12 protein-coding genes and 1 tRNA gene are annotated in these 20,769 nt (G+C 37.9%); 4 read left to right on the top strand and 9 right to left on the bottom strand.

Features of this window, described 5'->3' with window-relative positions:
- Positions 1–6 precede the first annotated feature (6 nt).
- The 8 genes from CWD91_RS04880 to CWD91_RS04915 all read right to left on the bottom strand — a co-directional run bounded on the left by CWD91_RS04880 (position 7) and on the right by CWD91_RS04915 (position 12,811).
- Positions 7–1,242, bottom strand: a complete 1,236-nt coding sequence (locus tag CWD91_RS04880; RefSeq protein ID WP_103439784.1) for a hypothetical protein — start codon at positions 1,240–1,242, stop codon at positions 7–9.
- Between the two features lie 134 nt (positions 1,243–1,376).
- Positions 1,377–4,733, bottom strand: a complete 3,357-nt coding sequence (locus CWD91_RS04885) for a TM0106 family RecB-like putative nuclease (RefSeq protein WP_103439785.1) — start codon at positions 4,731–4,733, stop codon at positions 1,377–1,379.
- A gap of 231 nt (positions 4,734–4,964) precedes the next feature.
- Positions 4,965–8,693, bottom strand: a complete 3,729-nt coding sequence (locus CWD91_RS04890) for an nSTAND3 domain-containing NTPase (RefSeq protein ID WP_103439786.1) — start codon at positions 8,691–8,693, stop codon at positions 4,965–4,967.
- Positions 8,686–9,408 carry a TIR domain-containing protein gene (locus tag CWD91_RS04895; RefSeq protein WP_157943719.1) on the bottom strand — a complete coding sequence of 241 codons (723 nt, stop codon included), beginning with the start codon at positions 9,406–9,408 and terminating at the stop codon, positions 8,686–8,688. The genes CWD91_RS04890 and CWD91_RS04895 overlap by 8 nt, the downstream gene beginning before the upstream one ends.
- Positions 9,401–9,826: a hypothetical protein gene (locus tag CWD91_RS04900; RefSeq protein ID WP_103439788.1), complete on the bottom strand. Its 426-nt coding sequence runs from the start codon at positions 9,824–9,826 to the stop codon at positions 9,401–9,403. The genes CWD91_RS04895 and CWD91_RS04900 overlap by 8 nt, the downstream gene beginning before the upstream one ends.
- 578 nt (positions 9,827–10,404) lie before the next feature.
- Complete coding sequence (locus CWD91_RS04905; protein WP_103439789.1) at positions 10,405–11,157, bottom strand: hypothetical protein; 753 nt, start codon at positions 11,155–11,157, stop codon at positions 10,405–10,407.
- A gap of 7 nt (positions 11,158–11,164) precedes the next feature.
- Positions 11,165–12,625, bottom strand: coding sequence for a tyrosine-type recombinase/integrase (locus CWD91_RS04910; RefSeq protein ID WP_103439790.1), 1,461 nt, complete (start codon positions 12,623–12,625; stop codon positions 11,165–11,167).
- Between the two features lie 113 nt (positions 12,626–12,738).
- Positions 12,739–12,811 (bottom strand) — tRNA-Met (locus tag CWD91_RS04915).
- 352 nt (positions 12,812–13,163) lie between these two features.
- Between CWD91_RS04915 and CWD91_RS04920 the strand changes: the two genes are divergently transcribed.
- On the top strand, positions 13,164–14,645 hold the full coding sequence (locus CWD91_RS04920) for a Na+/H+ antiporter NhaC family protein (RefSeq protein WP_103439791.1): 1,482 nt from the start codon (positions 13,164–13,166) through the stop codon (positions 14,643–14,645).
- Positions 14,646–14,693: 48 nt separating this feature from the next.
- Complete coding sequence (era, locus tag CWD91_RS04925; RefSeq protein WP_103439792.1) at positions 14,694–15,578, top strand: GTPase Era; 885 nt, start codon at positions 14,694–14,696, stop codon at positions 15,576–15,578.
- Between the two features lie 308 nt (positions 15,579–15,886).
- On the opposite strand, the gene CWD91_RS04930 is transcribed toward era, so the two are convergent.
- A complete protein-coding gene (locus CWD91_RS04930; RefSeq protein WP_103439910.1) occupies positions 15,887–16,390 on the bottom strand; it encodes a GTP-binding protein in 504 nt (167 codons plus the stop codon).
- A gap of 79 nt (positions 16,391–16,469) precedes the next feature.
- Between CWD91_RS04930 and der the strand changes: the two genes are divergently transcribed.
- Together der and CWD91_RS04940 are read left to right on the top strand one after the other, a co-directional pair.
- Positions 16,470–17,774, top strand: a complete 1,305-nt coding sequence (gene der, locus CWD91_RS04935) for a ribosome biogenesis GTPase Der (RefSeq protein WP_103439793.1) — start codon at positions 16,470–16,472, stop codon at positions 17,772–17,774.
- Positions 17,775–17,906: 132 nt separating this feature from the next.
- Complete coding sequence (locus tag CWD91_RS04940) at positions 17,907–20,666, top strand: outer membrane beta-barrel protein (RefSeq protein ID WP_103439911.1); 2,760 nt, start codon at positions 17,907–17,909, stop codon at positions 20,664–20,666.
- The last annotated feature ends 103 nt before the right edge of the window (positions 20,667–20,769 follow it).

A 20,769-nucleotide genomic window follows, 5' to 3' on the forward strand; every position in this document is an offset into this window, starting at 1 on the left:
ACGGCGTTAGTGACCGTTAGGATTAATGAATTTAAATATTTGTGATTTCACTTCGGTTTTAATTTTATTGCTATCATAAACGTTTAATAATGCTTCTGTTTCTTCCCCTGCTTTAAAGATTGACTTGGCTTTAGACAATCTAGAGCGTTGTGAGTTGATCGTAAAACTTTTATAAGTCTGGTACTTTTTCGCTATCTCGTCATATTTTACGTCAATGTTTTTTGATAATTCTGGGAATAAAATAACTGCAAATATTTCCTTTCCGATTGCCCTTAATGATTTTTCCAAGTTGATATCTGATGTACTTTCCGAAACGCCGCTCTCTTTTGTTGCGTTCCTAATAATTTTTTCAGTATGTTCATTCAAAGGCATTTTTGGTATTGTTTGCTTTGAATTTTTTGGCTTATCAAACCATTTTATATTGGATATTGAAGTGCTTGCCCTATCAATTTCATATTCCATAGAAATTTTATCAAAATCATTATATTCTGAGGGAAATGTGTTTTTAATATAGCATCTAACATAATTTATTAATTCGTTTTCCTCACCAATGTTGGTTCCATTGTATTCTAAGTGATTTCTTTTTGGTACTAAAAACGAATTAAAAGGATGAACTAGCCTCAAAAAATGAGCTTTTAAAATTTTTAATTGATCATTTGATAGGTTTTGGTTCGCATATCTGATTTTCCTTTCAATATGGTATTCCTCTCGTGGGGGATTGTAAAATAATTTTTTTAAATCTAGATCTTCATAACCATAGCCCGTGGGTTTAATATGAGCTTGATACCAACCTTTTGTGTTCAGGTAAGCTCTTAATGCCCCTTTAGGGGAATAATAACATCGTTTTTTTTCATTGGATGTTTGTCCAAACCCTACTACTACTTGCCTCTGAGTAAGATAGTTTCTCAAATCAAACTCTGAGTAAGCAATATTTGCGAGTTTTAGACCGGTAAAAAGTAGGGAAAAAGTATTGTCGCAAAATGACATGTTAATACCGTTGGGGTATTTTGTCAGAAATCCACGCCTTAATAAATCGTAATTGTCTTTTGAATATGAACCGTATAGTCTTAAGAAAAAAACAGGATTTTCAATACTCATATAATTTATTAAGGCCTTATGAATGTGTTTTATAGTATCAACGTTATCAAATTGTGATTTAATCAGTTCATTGAATAAATCGCCAGTGTTACTAGCACTTCCAGACCTTACCTTATCAAAAGTGAAATTCCTAATATTCTCCATCGTGATTGTTTATGGTCGCTGATTATTTAGTTTTTAATTCCATTCCCTCTATTTAGGCTAAAATATTTTATAACGGTTTGGCTATTGCTTATAGGTATTGTTCGACATTTATAATTTAATTTCTAGGCTCGGATTCACTGCGAAAGTTCCTTAAATCTACAAAACGCATTCGCCAACTTTATTTGGTGAGGGCTTTTACACTCCGCTTCAAAAATAGCTGGGTTAGCCACCATAATAAATCGCGTACGGGCCCTCGAAACGGCCACATTAAATCGGTTGGGACTAAATAGAAAGTCCATTCCACGTGGGGCTTCTTCTAGGCTGGAAGTGGCTACAGAATAGATTATTACGGGAGCTTCTTGGCCTTGGAACTTGTCAACCGTGCCAACCTCCAAATTGGGCAATCGTTGTTTGATGGCCTGAACCTGTGCATTGTAGGGGGTAATGATTTTAATATCACTGGCCGTTAAAGTTGCTTCTTCACCCTTTTCATCGATGAAACCTATATCGCCACAAGTAAGATGTTCCACAATCTCCACTACCTTATCAACCTCTTCGGAAGATGAGTTGGTATTTCCAGTATGTTCAACTTCCTCAAGGTACAATCCGGCTCCAGCGTACTTTGAGCCTATTATCTGCTGTTGGTCAAGATGTTCTTTTGATTGTAATCTGTTCTCATAAAAGAGCTCAGACACAAACACATTAATAGATGAATGCATGCGCCAGGTCTCATCTAAAAAGACACCTCGTTCATCAGAAATGGTTTTCTCGCCCTGCAACACGTGTTCCAGAGCCGATACTTCGGTGCCGTCCGGATGTACGCCTTGTTGGGGTTGTTGCAATTGTTGTGGATCGCCCAAAAGAACGAGGTTTGAGCAACAGTGCGAAACAGCAAGCGTATCAATCAAAGACAACTGGCCAGCTTCATCAACAAAGAGGTAATCCACGCTACCTTCATAGGGTGGTTTACTCCACAAAAATGAAGTTCCGGCAATAACGTCCACATTGCCTATGGCTGCTTGGATAGTATTTTCATCCATGCTAACTGTCCAAGGAGAAGGGTTATCTGAATCAGGCTCGGTTTTCTGTGTCATTTGAATGATAAATCCTTCCTCTTGAGCTACCTCCCAAACTTTCGTTAACAAATTTGTAATGACTTTGTGGCTAAGGGCAGTAATTCCTATTTTCTTTCCTTGTTGAGCCAAACGCATAATAAGGTGGCTTCCCGTAAAACTCTTGCCCGCACCAGGCGGACCTTGAACTGGTAAATAGCTTTGATCAAGTTTGGCTGCGAAGTCAAAAGTTCGCTCCAATATATCTTCAATATTAATCCGTTCCTCCGTTAAACTTGGAGGGGTATTCATAAGCATTTGTCTTGCTGCTCGGTATGTCCCATGATCGCTATTCATACCATTGTCTACAACCCATTCTGCCAACCTGATAATGGCTTCTTCTTTGGAGCTGGAATTGACGCTTTCCAAACTCATAACGGAAATGGGGTGAGGCATGTCGATTTTAGATGGCCCTTTTTTGATTCGGAGTATACCCGTATCAATGTCAATCTCATGAATGGTACCCAGCTTATTGCCTTCCTGATCTTCTACAGTCTGACCTGGTCGCAAATCACATTCTTGAGGAGGAAATGTATAGGTATCAACTACACTTCTTTTTTCAGGCTCTCGATTACCTGTATACTCTAGAAAGGAAATTGCCTTTCGCTCTTCCAAGAGCTCATCTTCGGGAAGTTCTTTTAATCGGAAAAACTCCCACCAAAATGACTTATTCTCTCTGCGATACCAATCAAGCATATGAGCCAGAATATATCGAGCCTGCTCAACTTCGCTTCGATCAATCTTTATTGGAGGTACACCATCGAGTAGAGCATTCATAATGGGTTGAATGCGCTGTTGATGCTCAGTGATATTAACACTGGCATCACCGTTGCCATCTTCAGGTCTTGTAATGTTTTCGCCTTTGCCAATTAGCTTGGCACGAATATCCTCCAACCATGCTTGAAGGCGAACCAATGATTCGCAGTCATCTTGATTGTATAGTTGGACGGCATCTTTGGTTTCCTTTGTTAAATTATCAATATTCCCTGTTTGAAGAAGTAACTCCAGTTGTGATTTATGACTTGATAGCTTACGCAAATCCATCATGCGCTCGTACCCAAAGAACGCTTCCAAGTCTTTGATTGAGTATTTCTCAACGCTAGCTCGTACAGACTGCCGAACAACACTATAGAGATCTACAAATGTGTCTGATCTTAAAAAATTATCAATTTCATTTTCACGCGATGCATATTTACCCATTAGCCGTTTAAAAGCTGTGACTTCGTAAGGTGCATAATGGTATATATGGAGTGAAGGGTCTTCTTGTTTTAGCTTAAAGGCAAAGTCAATGAATTGCTCAAAAATTTCTTTTTCTTCAGTTTCATTTTTAGCCCAGAAGGCATGGTATACACCTTGGTGCACATAACCAATCATGTACTCAAGACCATCTGGCTCAACCATCCGGTCGCCTTCAAAATCGAGGTAAATATCATTCAAGGAAGGCTCTGGTAGTTTGTTCAGGCCTTTGTCTTCTTCAATGTCTAAAGTTTCGTAATAAGGTTCATAACCGTTTTGTCTGCTCGTATGCTGTACACGCGCCTGTTCTCGAAGTTTGTTGTATGTCTCTTTAACACCTTTAGAAGGATCAAAAGGCACAGGTAAATCGAGATTGGCCAGTTTATCCAGGGTGTCAACATCATGCAAATTTAGTTCCTTCATTTGTGATTTACCCATTCCAGCCACAAAGGCTAGGTGGTCATCTTTTCGTCTAATAGCATTACAGTTCTTCCACCATCTGCAGATATCGCAATGGCCGACTGGCTCAGGGTAGGTCTCCTCATCATTTGCAATTGCTTCTTCTAAATTCCGTTTCACAACCCGCATATATGCCGCATGTTCATCATAGCGATAGTATTCTTCACCTTCAGGTTTTATAACACCCATATACTCTGGAGTTATACCTTGGATTTGTGCTACGCGCTCTGAATAAAGGCCAATTTGTAAAATTGTACCAGCCTTGGTTTCATTCGCCAGTTTGGTATCCCACACCTCATAAGACCAATCTCCTAAATCACTTGGTTTATCCACCTTCTTTAGAAAATCAGCCCATCCGCTCCATTTACCATCTTCTTTCAACCTTGCTTGGTAAATAACATCCATACCAGCTTTCATGGCATCTATGGTATGCTTTTCAGCATGGGGGTCGTCAGTACTAATTTCTGATACAGTTTTTCCTTGAACCGAGATCTCTTTAAGGTGATTCTCTTCAAACTCTATACCTTTATCTTTCAGCATTTGCAATACACGATTGGTGTATACTTCAGGATCTGCAATTTCGCCTCTTGAATGCTGTTTGTTGAGCTGAGTAAGATGTTTGCAGCTGCTGTGAGAAGATAGATCGGAAGGGCTATAAATAATCTGGTTGTTCTTGTATTTCATATGAAAATTGAAGAAAAGCTATTTATTGAAAAACTATTGTTAGTTGATCTAATTAATTTGTCTAACGGTTTAACTATGGGCTGTGTCCCGAAGGGCATTGCGTATATATGTAGTTGTATTTTTGTGCTTTTTTCTCTCCGCGTTAGCTCACACACACTCTTTGACAAGCTTTGGCCTGGGTGTTCGCTTTGAGCGGCTTGGCAATATGTATGGTTGTGAGGTACGGGCATTTTAGTATCGTTCTAAAAATCGTCTTTGTCTTTCCCAATCACCACTTTTCTGACAATATTCAATTCGTTCGTTTAAGTATCTCTTAATTGGAATGAGTTTTATTCCAACAGTTGATTTTTCAACAATCGAAAGGATGTTTCTCCAATCTGCCATTTCAATGTCAGCAAGTATCACATTACCTGTTCCGCTTGTTCTGTTCCCACGCCACCAAATCTTTGAGAAGATTTCTGTGTCTTGACTTAATGAAAGAAATAACAGCAAGATTTCTTCAAACATTTCTTTCATTGAATGCCTTACAATATCAATAAGTACATTCATTTTATTAGCATCAGAAAAGTTTTCTTTGCAGTAAGCAAGAAGAAAGCTCTTTGCTCTATCTTTTGGTTCGCCTTGTATGTTTCTGAAAAATGAATTACAGAAATGGTCAAGGATTCCGAAGTATGGTTCTTTGTCAATTACTAAATCAAAAACAGATTTCAATACCTCTTCAATATTTTCCACTTCCCACACAAATGCAAAATTTTTATAATCGCTTGAAATTCCAAAATGCTTATCTGAATACAAACTATTTACATATTCAACTAGGAATTCGGAATCTTTTTTCAAAATATTTAGAAAACCTTTTCCTTCATAGTCAAAATGATTATAGATTTTGTCTTGCTGCAAATACGCTTTCTTGATAAGTTCAATATCGTCACCCAATTGTTCAAAGTGAGTGCTGAAAAAGTCCATCCAAACCTGTAATCGTGTTCCTTCCTTTCTATTCTTCTCAACAATGGTTCTTAGAATGATTTGAAACAATTTTGGTTCAAACTTTAGGAATCTTTGCAGACGGTCAAAGTGAATTATGTTTGCTTCTTTCATGCTACTGACAGTATGAACTAACGCCTGAACATATTCCTTGGAGATTAAAGAATCGTCTATGTATTCATAAAATGAAAGTTCCCAAAGTCCTTTATTGAGAAATTCTTGTTGCTGAACAATCTCCCAGATTCTCTTCGCCTGTTTCGCTGTTTTTAAATGATTTCTGAATACAATTCTTGGAATATAATTCGCCTCGTTATTGTTTTCAATTACTTCAATCAACAATAGACAGCCTAACTCAAAATTATTTGAACAGTTTTCGTCAACAACATGGTCAAGAGTAGTAATGTAATTCCATTCATTTTTTGCTGCCTTTTTAAGGAATATAAAAATTTCGTAAAACTCTTTTACTTCTACTTCTATCTTAAACACAAATGAGCCTCTTATTTCGGCCTCTTTAAGTTTTTCATACTCTCTATAATCATCAAAATCATAGATTTCTTTATCTCTCAACCTATCCCAATCAATCTTTAAGAATATTTCATATGTCGGATTTGTAAACTTGTGTATCAATGAATTGAAAGATGGATGTGTGACAGAATTTCTTTTACACCACCTGATTTGATCTTGAACATACCTGCAGTGCTCAAATGAGTTTATGTTTAAATGCTTATCAATTATTCCTATCAAAAAAGGAATATCAAATGCCATTATTTCCTTTGTTACGTCGGGGCTAACACTTGAATAGCTCAACAATAGATTTAATGAATCTTTTGGATTTATCTCAAAGTTGACTTCAACAGCGTTCCAAATTTTCTGTCTGAAATCTTGAATCGCTGGAATATTTGGAATTGGATAGTCATACCAAAAAAATGAATGATTTCTTCCACCTTTTGTATGATGAAATTTGAATGAAAGAAATGTTTTAGCTAGTTCGTAAAAAACAGTTGTAAAAAGTGAATTGCCCTGCCCTAAACCGTCAAACAGAATTTGAAATAAAACTTTTTGTCTCTGAAATCTATATTTAGTTTGGTCTTCTCTGTCAAATGTTAATTGCTCTCTGATTTTATGAATCCATTCGGGTAAATGTTCTGGTTTCTTCTTTGTGTATTCAAAACCTAACTCAATAACATCTTTCAAGTTTCTTGTGTAGCGAAGGAACTCGCCAAGCAATTCAACCACTTCATTCTTATTATAAGTGAATGTATTGTTCTCATATGTAACTTCATATTTTAGCGTTGATACAACAGGTAATCCTTTAGTAATATTGAATATGAACTCCAAAGATTCTGATTGCATATAATACCAAAATGTTGAAAGGAACTTGAATGCTTTTTCTTCTTCGCTCTTTATTTCCTTCCAATAATTTTGCAGGAAGGGTTGAAGTTTGTCCATTACATTGCTAACGCCAAACGTATTGTTGGCAGGAATCACACAATCTTTGAAACGATTGCCATTACTATCAAAATAACTACTCAGTAGCGTCTCGAACGAAAGTAGGTTGTCTTGAATAAATGCTTTGTAGAAAAAATAAGTTGATAGATTTTGTTCGGGAATTTTCACATGCTCAAATTGAATCTCCACCAATTCCAAATTATCCAACTTATCGATTACATCAATGAATGCTGAATAGTCAATCCCAAAATTATTAAGAATGGAACTTGTGATTTCTCTATTTTTATAAGGAATTGTATAAAAGAATGCTATCAAACCAAGGCACTTGATATTTAGTGCCTTTGCAAATTCGCCATCATCTTTTATAAAAGTTGAAAAATAATTTTCAAACAAATCGGATACGTCATGCAGAACGTAAATGTTTTGGTGTGCCTTAGAAAGTAAGGCGGTCATGATTGCAAGCCGAGGATTGCCGTCTGCAATCCGCACAATTTCTTTATGATAATCTTGATTTAGAATTTCAAACGGCTGTGCCTTTATAATATCTATAATCTGTTCGTCTGTGAATTTTACTAAGTCAAGTCGTTTTGGAGAAAACTCTTGGCAGAGAATTCCAATTTCCTGAAAGGCATAATCTCTAACTGTGATTATGATTTTTAATTTTCCTTTTCTTGTTCCTCGATAAAACCCAGTTATTTGACTGAAGGCGTCAATTCTATTTGCATCGTCAACAAAAAGTATGTAGTCTTTTTCAGTATCAAAGTATTGATACAAGTCCTCAAGTAATGTGTGATGTTTATAGGAAACACAATATGCTCCAAATGTCAAATTCTCTGAAAGAAAATTGGTAATGCCCTCAAGTGCTAATTTGGTTTTGCCAATTCCTGGAGCACCAGTTAAAATGATAAAATCATTCTTAAGTATAGTTTCTTTAAGTGCTTTGAGTTCTTCGTTTCTGTGTAAAAATGTATTGTTTAGAGGAGTTGATATTCCCTTTGAAGCTCTATTGTATTCCTCAATGAATTTTTCAATTGAAACAATTTGTCCTGTATCTAATGGCAAGCCCAAATACTCATGTGTTAGGTCACGATGATTTAGATGAAGTTCTATTGATAAAGAATCAAGCGTATAAACTGTTAGTCCAATTCTTGTTTTAGCTAAAAGGTTTCTAAGTGTCTGAATTTCTGCTGTCGTTAAGTTGAAATTCACACAAAGTATTATTTCAGCAATTTGATTAAGAGGAATTCCTGTTCTATTTGTGTCAATACACTTTTTTATATCGTCTTCTAATTTTTTTATTCCGGCAGTTATGTTGGTAGAATACTCAACGAAAATGTATTTGCCATTTTGTAGAAGTAGAAAACTATCAGGAGTTCCCTTTACTGTTTTCTGTTTCCCACTTTGGCTTCCCGTTCTTGAAAATGCAGAATAGTTGCTGTTTCTCAACGCAAGAAAACTATCACTCAACTCCTGAAAAGTAGCTGGGTTGATTGAAGAAACTGCATTTTCTATTGCTTGAAGCCTACTCATTTACAACAATTAAATTCATTAGCTCTTGACGAATCATTTCTTGTAACACTTTATAGTCTTTATAAATCAAAAACCTCTTAGATTTGATATCAATAGGCAATTTTTCTGGTTCACTAGAAATGAGAATAACAGGCTTATCTAAAGCTTGTGCAATACCCAATTCATATAAGACATTTGGGTTTCTCCCATTAATGTTGGCAATGATTAGATTTGACTTAACAATTAACTTTAACATTTCTGGAAATATATCTCCTTTAAAATAATTTTCATCACCTCTAAAAGCTTTAAATCCAGCACTTGTACAAGCTTCTCGAATTACTTTGTAATCGTCATAATATATATCATTGAAAGGCGTGAGAATAAAGATAAGCCGTTGGTCGATGGTTAAATCATTCTCACTTATCCCATTAGCTCTTAAAAATTCAGAGAAATAAGTTTTTCTACTATTGGTAATTGGACTCTTGTTTTCTATATATTCTCTTCTAAGTAAAAGATGGTTTACATCTTTCCACCTTTCTTCTGTTTGAATTAACCTATCATTTAAACTATACATTTGTTTTTCAATTGAATTTCTTATACTTTCTAACACAGCTCGATTTTTCTCTTCATTATACTTTGATTTTCTTAGTCTAGAATAAATAAGTACGGTCAGTAAGGTAACTACTGCGCTTGTTAAGGCAATAAGTAATATTGATATGTAAGAGAAATCACTCATGATTATTATTTTGATTAGATTCATAATCAATATTTGATATTTCCACGTTTTTAGTTTCAATTACTAGACTAACAGACTTGTTTATTGCGAAACCAGCAATAGAAAGGTTAATGAAAAGTAATAGAATCCACCACCTACTTTTTTTTAAAAATTGGTCAACCGAAATACGCCAAAGTAGAACTATTAATATTGCCGTAGCTATTCCAATGAAGCAGTAAAATAGACCAGAGGATTGATTGTCAACCTTTGTTATTGTGAAGGCAACTGTAAACGATAGTGCAAGAAAAATGATGTCAACCGGCAGTTCACAAACAGATTGTATAGTGGCAGGCATATCATATTTTCTACCAACCAATAACTTTAATAAAAATCCTATTAGAAGTAATACTGATGGTAATATTATTTGTAAATGTTCCATTTAATCTATTTTGTGTGTGGTCAATTCTGGCTCTTTTACTTGCAAAGCATTCGCTTGTGCATTAGGGTAAGCAAATGTGACTAAATGTGCGATTCGCATACGAATTCTGTCGTACATATTGTTCAGTGTTGTTGTTTTTCTGCATGAAGCAGAACTTGTGGATATAGTAACTTATTACTATATCTATTTTAGGCATTTATATGCTAACTAGCCAGTACCTAAGTACTTCTTAGTGTCCTATAATTCCTATTAATTCAATAAAATTTTCTGTGGTGTAAAGAGGGGGGAGTACTACAACCAAGAGTTTGTTATAAGCCTTCTAAGTTAGCAAATATTGGTTTTGATATTTGCTTAATCGATAAAAATTGGATTATATCCGTTGAATGGTATATTCTTGATTGATTAAGAAGTTTTCATGAAAAAATAATTTCACCATCTATGAACCACAACTTCAATAAAGCCACACTTTGTATTAATCGACTACAAACCAGTGCTTTATAGGTAATTGTTAGTGGAGCACCACACCCTTTCACCATAGGGTGCACCACAGCTTCACCCTATAGAAGTTTATGCTCTAGTTATTGTTTTTTATTGAAGACATTCGCCAACAAATATTCCACTGCATCCTGATCAGAGAGCATTGGTTTCTCTTTTGGAATAGGAATTTCTTCGGGAATTTGGGCGGATGGTTTTCTGATTTCCTCAAAATGGTATTCAAAGTTGAGATTGGTCAGTATCTTAAATCCCGTTTCAAATTCAATGATGGATTTCAAGAGGGGATTGTCCAAGGCAAGCTGGGAATCAAAATACCCTACATGGCCCATTAAAAATTCAATTAGCAGTTCGGAATCTGCTAGGTTACTTTTCAAAGCATTTTGTTTGGCTTCCATTAATTCCAATTTGGGCATATTTTCAATGTTCTTGATTCCCGGTGCCTTTTCTTTTGTGCGCGTAAAACCCACGGCAAGGTCAAATGCCTTTTTAAAGTTGTAGGTAAACTGTAATAGCGCCAATTGTTTTATTTCCTTGGGCTCCAGACCATAAGCAGCTCCATTGAAACGGTAATAGAAATCCTGAAAGTTTACGGCTATTTCCTCTTGGTAGGTTTTCAGTATAAACCCATAGAGTTCCTCCTGTACGTTTTCGGAAACATAGACTACTTCATTGTCGGCTGTAGCACTTACCAAGCTCATGTTTCCATCTCTGGGTAGGTTAATACGGAACCGCGTTTCCCATATGCCTTTTTTTACCAGCAGTTGCTTTCTTTTAGGTTCGGTCAAGGCATTTAGGTCTACCTTTTTAAATAAGCCAAAATATTTCATAGTGCCCATGCGTGGATTAGGTTTTGTCTGCTGACTTGTTTATTGAATCGAATAAATGGGAATAGTCATCAGGCAGTGCCGCGTCAATGTCCCTCAAATATTTATCCAATGCAGTGATCGTACTGTGGCCTGTGATCAACATTAGTTTGCTCTTTACCACCATCGGGCTTTCGTTCTTGGCCATTTCCCTATACAATTTGGTAATAAAGGTATGTCTAAAGCTGTACAGTCCATAATCTGTTCCTAATCCAAAATGGTCCTTCACTTTCTTAAATCGATTGGAGAAATAGTTCCTTTTATCGTTTTCGGAGGCCGTCCATTCCCCGCCGATTCCCTGTGGTGTAAATAGAAAATGGTCCTTGCGTTTTTTGGATAGATCGGGCAATTGCTTCAAGAGTATTTCAGGGATGATCTTGATCTTTACAGGACTGTTCTTGGCCTTTACGTAGATTTTACCATCCTGTAGGTCCAAATCTTGGATCTTCAAGCGGCAAACCTCTATGGGCCTTAAAAAATTAAAGCAAATAAACTGAATGAATAGCCGGAGCAAGGGATCCTTTTCCTTAAGATGGGTGTCAATTTCCCTTTCCATGGATGGTGTATAGGTCTTGTTCCTGGTGGGGGTGGACTTCAATACGTTTATTTTTTTTATATAATTTTCTGCGATGATCTCATTGTTCTCCATAACCTGGAAAAGGGAACTAAGAGCGGTCCGGGTATTGTTGCGGTTCCTGGAACTGGAATTGTCCAGTACTTCGTTCAAATAGAGGATAACGGTCTTCTTTTTGATGTCCAGTATAGGGCCGTCCGCCAACGCGTTCTCTTCCAGCCATTTTAGAAACCTGTTTATTCTGCTCTTGTATTTTATGTAGGAATTGTCATTTAGAACGTTTCGTTTGGTATTTAAGGCCAGCTCGAAAGCTTCTCTTACGGTAACAGTTTCTGTTTCGATTTCTGTTGTTGTCAGAGCTGATGGCGTGGGAGCGGGTACTTGGACTGGTGTAACAGTTGGTGCCGCTTGGATTGGTTGTGTTGGAAGTGGTTGCTTTTTAAGAAACTCCGGAGTGGACGGAATGGCTGCCACAGGTCTGATTGGTTGGGCGAGAGGCAAAGGTTCCGTAGTTTTTACTGGCGTTGGTTTTTCCACTACCTGGGTACTTGGTGAATTGCCCATAAAGGCCATTTCCAGTTCGGTATTGTCGCCATAGGGGTCAAATCCGGCCTCGAGCAATAGGAAAAGATTTCTTTGTATGGTCCTTAGGTGCGCTATCCGTTTCCTCATCTCCTTGTAGCTGTTGGCACCGGCCTTGATATTGGTCTGTCTTTTCAAGATTCCAGTTTCCGGATCCCGGAAGGAAAAGTAGACGTACCAATCTTTGTTCAGAGCTGCTTTTTTTGCGGTCGCGGAGAGTTTGGACCATTGATGAATGTCTACCCCGCCGGTATAGATCTTGGGTTCGGAATACTTCAATTTCATGCTAAAAACGTGTACGTTTGCGTGTACTTTGCGTAAAAGTAGGACAATATTGGACATAAAAAAAACGGATAGGGAGGACCCGATCCGTTGATTTTATTGGCCTTTCGGCTTAGTAGCGGGAACTGGACTCGAACCAGTGACCTTCGGGTTATGAGCCCGACGAGCTACCTACTGCTCTATCCCGCGATGTATGTTCAATGTACCTTAATGGTACTGTCATTTTATTTTTTTTCAGTCAGAGTAGGTACCCTGTCCTGAGCGTAGTCGAAGGATGCTGCTCTATCCCGCGATGTGCGTTTCCAAAATAGTCAACTTGGCTTTTAACCCCCAGTTCATAATGCTGACAGAATTATTTCGGACTGCAAAGATACATCCTTTTTATGATTTCCCAAATCTATTTTGAATATTTAATTTAAAATCGGGTTAAATTTTCATCAAACATTTAAAATTGGCCAGTTGTAGTCCACCTTGTCCAAAATCTTTCTATTTTGTATCGATTTTAATTAAAATCCGTCACCTTTAATTTGCCCGATCATTTATGGATAACTATGGTTTTCTCTCAATATTGCCGCCTATCATTGCTATTGTATTGGCACTCAGAACAAAACAAGTTTATATTGCCCTGCTTTTTGGAATATGGTTTTCATGGGTCATCATCAATGACTGGAATTTTCTCACCGGTTCCTTGGCGGCCATAGAGGGGATGGTGAATGTTTTTAAATCTCCGGGCAATACCAGGACCATTATGTTTAGTGCCCTAGTAGGAGCTTTACTATTGTTTATTCAATATTCCAGAGGGGTAGAAGGGTTTATAAATGAGATCAATAAGGTAATAACCTATTTTGAGAAAAAACAGAGTGGCTATAGTAGGGTAGTGGTGCAGCTTATGGCATTACTTACCGGAATTTTACTTTTTGTGGAGACCAGTATTAGTTCCTTAACGGTAGGTACACTATATCGACCTGTTTTTGATAAACTAAAGATTCCCAGAGAAAAACTGGCCTATATTGCCGATTCCAGTTCTGCTCCTTCATCTATTTTAATTCCCTTTAATGCTTGGGGGGCATTTATAATGGGATTATTGCTTACCCAAGGAATAGAGAATCCGTTCGGAACCATGCTTGCTTCCATAGCCTATAATTTTTATCCCATCCTCGCCATAGTTACTGTTTTTGTGGTAATTATTACCAAAAAGGATCTTGGTCCAATGGCCAAGGCAGAAAAACGAACAAGGGAAACAGGGAAATTGTTAAGTGATACTGCCCAACCCATGTTGTCCAGTGAGGTAACCTCTTTTGCGCCCAAAGAAGGGATCAAGGCTAAGGCCTACAATATGATCGTGCCTTTGGCGACCATGGTATGCATGATGCCCATTAATTTGGCATATACGGGTTGGGACGCTGTTGATAATGCCACTTCTTTTGCCGATCATCTTTTTAAGGCCATAGGCAATGGTTCTGGCTCTTCATCCGTCCTATATGCAGTACTCACGGCAATTTTGGTAGCCATGGTGATGTACCGATCTCAAAAAATCATGAAAACCAAAGAAATGATCGATCTTACCCTGAAGGGAATCAGTGAATTAATGCCCTTGGCTTTATTAATGCTATTGGCCTTTGCCATAGGAGATGCCTGTAATGCTTTGGGAACCGGGGAGTTTGTGGCCAATTGGTCCAAGGAATGGTTGTCGCCCGCTTTTTTACCGGCAGTTATTTTTGTCATCAGTTCCTTTATAGCGTTTTCGACCGGGACCTCTTGGGGTACTTTTGCCATTATGATGGCAATTTCCATGCCCATGGCTGAAATCCATGGCGCACCACTACCTTTAATTGTTGCAGCTACCTTGGGAGGTGGCGTTTTTGGGGATCACTGTTCTCCCATTTCGGACACCTCCATTATTTCTTCCATGGCTTCAGCCAGTGATCATATAGATCATATAAATACACAGTTGCCCTATGCCCTGATCGGTGGTTTGGTAACCGTAGTGCTTTACGTTATTTTAGGCTTTATTATGATATAGATGGCTTTATATAATTACCTTTGCAATCATAAAGGTTAAAAAGGGAAGATGTCGCATAAAGCTGGTTTTGTTAATATTATAGGAAATCCCAATGTGGGGAAATCCACACTCATGAATGCCTTTGTAGGGGAAAAACTATCTATTATTACCTCCAAGGCTCAAACTACCCGGCACCGTATTTTAGGAATCGTCAATGGTGACGATTTTCAGGTGGTTCTTTCCGATACTCCAGGAATAATAAAGCCGGCCTATGAATTGCAGTCTTCTATGATGGACTTTGTAAAGTCGGCCTTTGAAGATGCCGATGTCTTGATCTATATGGTGGAAATTGGAGAAAAGGCCCTTAAAGACGAGCGCTTTTTTGAAAAAATTAAAAATACTAAGATTCCTGTATTGCTCTTGTTGAACAAAATTGATGTTTCAGAGCAGGGTATCTTGGAAGAGCAGGTGCAGTATTGGCATGAGCAATTGCCTACAGCGGAAATACATCCTATATCCGCCTTGCAGAATTTTAATGTGAAGGAAGTATTTTTACGAATTTTGGAATTGCTGCCAGAAGCACCGCCATATTATCCCAAAGACCAATTAACAGACAAGCCCGAGCGCTTTTTCGTAAACGAAACCATTAGGGAGAAAATCCTTCAATTTTATAAGAAAGAAATCCCTTACTCCGTCGAGATCGATACAGAAGAATTTTTTGAGGACGAGGATATTATCCGCATGCGGTCCGTCATCATGGTGGAGCGCGATTCCCAAAAGGGGATTATCATAGGCCACAAAGGAAGCGCCCTCAAAAGAGTTGGTGTTGAGGCCCGAAAAGATTTGGAGAAATTCTTTGATAAACAAGTGCATTTGGAGCTCTATGTAAAGGTCAACAAGAATTGGAGGAGCGATCCAAACCAATTGAAGCGCTTTGGTTACAATCAGGGTTAGAGTCGTACCCGATTGTTCTTAGGGAGCTGCTTTCCCGTAATTTCTTGGCTCAGCCACACAATGATAAGAGTAAGGCAAGACCTCTCGACTGCGCTCGAGGGGACATTAGTGTTACACAAACATTGTCGGGTAGAGCCTATGCCGATAGATTTCTTGAGAAACCTCAATTATATTCATTGAATTTTTATTCAATTGTAATAATAATTTTTTATTTTGACTACTGACTACTGACTACTGACTACTGACTACTGACTACTGACTACTGACTACTGACTACTGACTACTGACTACTGACTACTGACTACTGACTACTGCTGGTTTCCTTCTTTGGTGTGCCTAACCATAAACTCATGCAATTGATGCATTTGCGGCTTGCCTTTTCTTTTTCCGATTCTTCCAAAGAGATAAAGAATCACCCATGCCACTACCATTAAAGCCATTAATCCCAATTGGAGTCCTATCTCCTTGCCCAAGGCGTTATTGGAATAGGCCCAAACTCCAAAAATGATGAACAATGTGGCCACTCCGAAATGCACGAACATAAAAAATGTCCATAGGGTAGGGTTGGGGCCAAATAATCCATATATAATGCTATCTCCCTCTTCCTGGTCCACCACCTCGATCTGCAGCTGAGGGGACCAAAAATGGGATTCCTGCTTATTGAATTTTATAAAAACATGTTGGTCGGATATCTTTACGATAAAAGGCGGAGTGTCCGCATTTTGGAATAATTGCAATATGGGTTTCGCAGGACCACTTAGGTTAATTTGGAACCTTGGTCTGAGGACAATTTCGTTGGGTAAAGCTTTCAAACTAGATGGCTGATAATTAGGATAAAAGATACTGTTTTTTCTTCGGATATAAATAGTACTTTTGCAGCAAATTAAAAGTATGAGTGCTATTGTAGCCATTGTAGGAAGACCTAATGTAGGCAAATCAACCTTTTTCAATCGATTAATTCAGAGAAGAGAGGCCATTGTTGATGCCGTTAGTGGGGTTACGCGTGACCGTCATTATGGGAAGAGTGATTGGAACGGAGTGGAGTTTTCAGTGATCGATACCGGTGGATATGTATTGGGAAGTGATGATGTTTTTGAAAAAGAAATAGATAAGCAGGTAGAATTGGCTATAGATGAGGCAGATGCTATCATCTTTATGGTGGACGTGGAAGCTGGGGTTACAGGAATGGACGAAGATGTAGCCAATTTGTTGAGACGTGTAAATAAGCCTGTTTTCCTAGTAATAAATAAAGTGGACAACGGTAAAAGAGCGGAAGATGCCGTGGAATTCTATTCGTTGGGTCTAGGGGAATATTATACTATTGCCAGTATTAGTGGTAGTGGAACGGGCGACTTACTTGACGATTTGGTCAAAGTATTGCCGGAAAGGGAAAAGGAAAAGGACGACTTGCCGCGTTTTGCAGTGGTCGGAAGGCCTAATGCAGGTAAATCATCGTTTATCAATGCCCTTATTGGGGAAGAGAGATATATAGTGACAGATATTGCTGGCACTACCAGAGATAGTATAGATACCAAATACAATAGATTTGGCTTTGAATTTAATTTGGTAGATACTGCCGGAATTCGTCGTAAGGCAAAAGTAAGGGAAGACCTGGAGTTCTATTCCGTAATGCGTTCGGTTAGAGCCATTGAGCATTCGGACGTGTGTATTCTTATGTTGGATGCCACACGTGGTTTTGACGGGCAGGTGGAAAATATTTTCTGGTTGGCGCAACGCAACAATAAGGGAATCGTGATCTTGGTGAATAAATGGGATTTGATAGATGACAAGGAGACCAATACTATTAAGCATTACACTCAGAAAATTAAGGAGGCCATAGCGCCTTTTACAGATGTGCCCATTCTTTTTATATCCGTTTTAACGAAACAGCGAATTTTTAAGGCCATCGAAACTGCCGTTCAGGTTTATGAGAATAGACAAAAAAAGGTGGTGACCAGAAAACTGAACGATATCATGTTGCCCATTATTGAAAACTATCCTCCACCGGCCTATAAGGATAAATATGTAAAAATAAAATTCTGTACCCAATTGCCGACACCTTATCCGCAATTTGCTTTTTTCTGTAACCTCCCCCAATATGTAAGGGACCCCTATAAGCGATTTTTGGAGAATAAATTAAGGGAGAATTTCGATTTTACGGGGGTGCCCGTATCGGTCTTTATGAGAAAGAAATAGAAATCCTTATTTATATTGGGATTTTTCTAAAGTCAGGGTCATAAAGTTCTGTTAACCATTTGGGTCGTAGTAGTTGTTGATATATTTTTGGGGACTTACCAAATTACCAAGAATACAAGACATACCAATCAAATGCAGAAATTTTACTTTTCGCTCCTATTTTCTATTTTATTTTTTAGCCATTCCTTTTCCCAAGATTTTGTTTTAAGTGGGAAGATCGTCGATGCCATTACTAAGGCTCCATTGGAGGCTTCTACTATTTATGCGGAATCCTTAAAGGATAGTTCCTTGATTTCCTATACCGTATCCGATCAAAAAGGGGTGTTTGAGTTGGAAGGCGATACAAGTCTTAAAGAAGTAAATGTTTTCTTCTCTTATAATGGCTATAAATCACATAAGGTAAAAGTTAAATTACAGCCCCAAGTGGATTTGGGCAATGTGCAATTGGAAGAGCAGGCCCAGGAATTGGATGGTGTTCTTATTGTGGGAGATCGGGTGCCAATTACCATTAAAAAGGATACGCTGGAATTTAATGCGGATTCCTTTAAAACCAAGCCGGATGCTTCGGTAGAGGATGTGCTAAAAAAACTTCCAGGGGTAGAGGTGGATAGCGACGGTAAGATTACCGTGAACGGTAAGGAAGTAAACCAAGTACTGGTTAATGGGCAAGTGTTTTTTAGTAATGATCCCAAAGTAGCTACCAAAAGTTTGCCTAAGGATATTATAAGCAAGATCCAAATTACCGATACCAAAACCAAGACGGAGGAATTTACCGGTGAATCTGGTGATGGTGAAAACAAGACCATTAATTTAACCATAAAGGAAGATAAGAATAAGGGCTATTTGGGAAGAATGGCTGCGGGTTATGGTACCGATGAAAGATATCAATTAAATGGCTTGCTCAATTATTTCAACGATAAAAAAAGGGTAAGTTTTATTGCCAGCTCCAATAACATTAACAATTCCGGGTTTTCTTTTGATGAGATCTATGATATGGTAGGAAATACCAGTGGAGGCTATTCAGGGGCCCGGGAATCGGGGCTTATCAATAATTTTGGCAATGGTATTACTACTTCGTCCAACATAGGGACCAGTTACGCGAATTCTGAAAAAGGGGAATATAAGATTGATGCCAATTACTTTTTTGGATATAGCGATTCTTATAATGACCAAAGGACAAGTAGGGAGAACATCTTGCCGGATAGTAGATATTTTACGGATAATGTATCCAATTTCGAGGGTTCTACCAATTCCAACCGTGGGGCGGCAAATATAGATTACGATGTGGACGAAACGTTTCGTATTACGGTACAGCCTTCCATGAGTGTCAATAGAACAAATTCGATCAACAGCAATAATAGGGTGTCCACTGATGAGAGTGGGGATTTGATCAATAGAAACGACAGGACAACTGTCAACGACGGATTTCAAAGAAATTTTTCCAATCGACTTAGTGTAATGAAAAAGTTGGACACCATTGGCAAACTGATCAGCATTACCTTTTCCAATGACAATTCGGAAAATGTGAATACTTCCAACCTAAATTCGATCAGGGAAATATTTGGGGATGATCCCAGCGTAGAAAACCTAGATCAACTGTCGGAGACGGACAATAAAAGAAATTCCTATGAATTGGAGGTAGATTATAGGCAGCCTTTGACCAGTAAACTTTTCTTGGATTTTGGTTATGAATACAGAAATGACCAAAGGGACAATGCCAAACAAGTAATGGACTATGATGCCAGTAGCAACGGCTACACCAACTTAAATTCAGCCTTGAGTTCCGATTTTATTTTCGATAATATTCAACAGTCACCTTCTTTTGGAATACGCGGTAATGGTGAAAAATTGAATTTTAGGGTGAATGCCTCCTATGTGATGACAGATCTAAAGAACCAAGATTATCTTCAGAATACCTCTTTTTCCAATTCCTATAAGAATTTAATGTTTAGGAGTCATTTTCGATACAACATCGATAAAAATAAACGTTTGTACCTAAGGTATAATTCTAGGCTCAATATTCCGTCCGTAAATCAATTACAGCCTGTACCTAATATCAATGATCCTTTGAATGTAGTTATAGGTAACCCCAATTTGTTGCCCAGCGTTAACCACGGGATAGATTTTAATTACAATAATTACAATTGGAAGGAACGCAGTGGGATATTTATTTATTCGGGAATCGATATTCAAAAGGATAGGGTGTCCGCCATCTCCACAACGGATGACAATTTTTTAAGGACAACAAGATATACCAATATAGACGGGAATTATAGTGGGTACGGCGGAATGGGATATTCCAAGCAAATTAAGAAGGATAGTACCTATACCATTAAATTTAATGTAAGGCCACGATTGAGTTTTGGAAGGCAGGTAAGTTTTACAAATGGTGTGGAGCTTAAAGCAAATAGTTTTGATGTTACTCCCTATTTTTCAACTACCTTTAATTATAAGGAAAAAATAGAGATTGAACCTGGTTATAGTATAGGATTTAATAATACCACCTATAATTTGGATGGGTTGGATGATATTAAATTTACTTCGCAGAATGCCGAACTAAAGGTGACCACTTATTGGCCCAAGAATTTAATATGGGGCAATGACCTAAGATATAGCTATAACGGCAATGTTGGTCCTGGGTTTAAAAAAGATGCCCTATTTTGGAATATGAGTCTCGGACTTCAAATGTTGAAGGATAAGGGGACCTTAAAGGTCTTGGCCTATGATTTGTTGGACCAAAATATAAATACCAGAAGAACCACCGGAGAAGATTATATTCAAGATTTTCAGGGTACCGTACTCCAGCAATATTTTATGGCCAGCTTTACCTATAAGTTTGATCAATTTGGAGGTAAATCACCTAGTGGTGGAGGTAGACGTCGTTACAATTAATGTTTTTGTTCGATTTGTTTCTGGTTTGGTAGGGTTTCTGGATTGAATGGTTTTAAAACCATTGTTAAGTTCCGCAGTGATACCTTAACACATTGTTACATTA

It is taken from the genome of Arenibacter hampyeongensis (assembly GCF_002909255.1).
GTDB lineage: Bacteria > Bacteroidota > Bacteroidia > Flavobacteriales > Flavobacteriaceae > Arenibacter > Arenibacter hampyeongensis.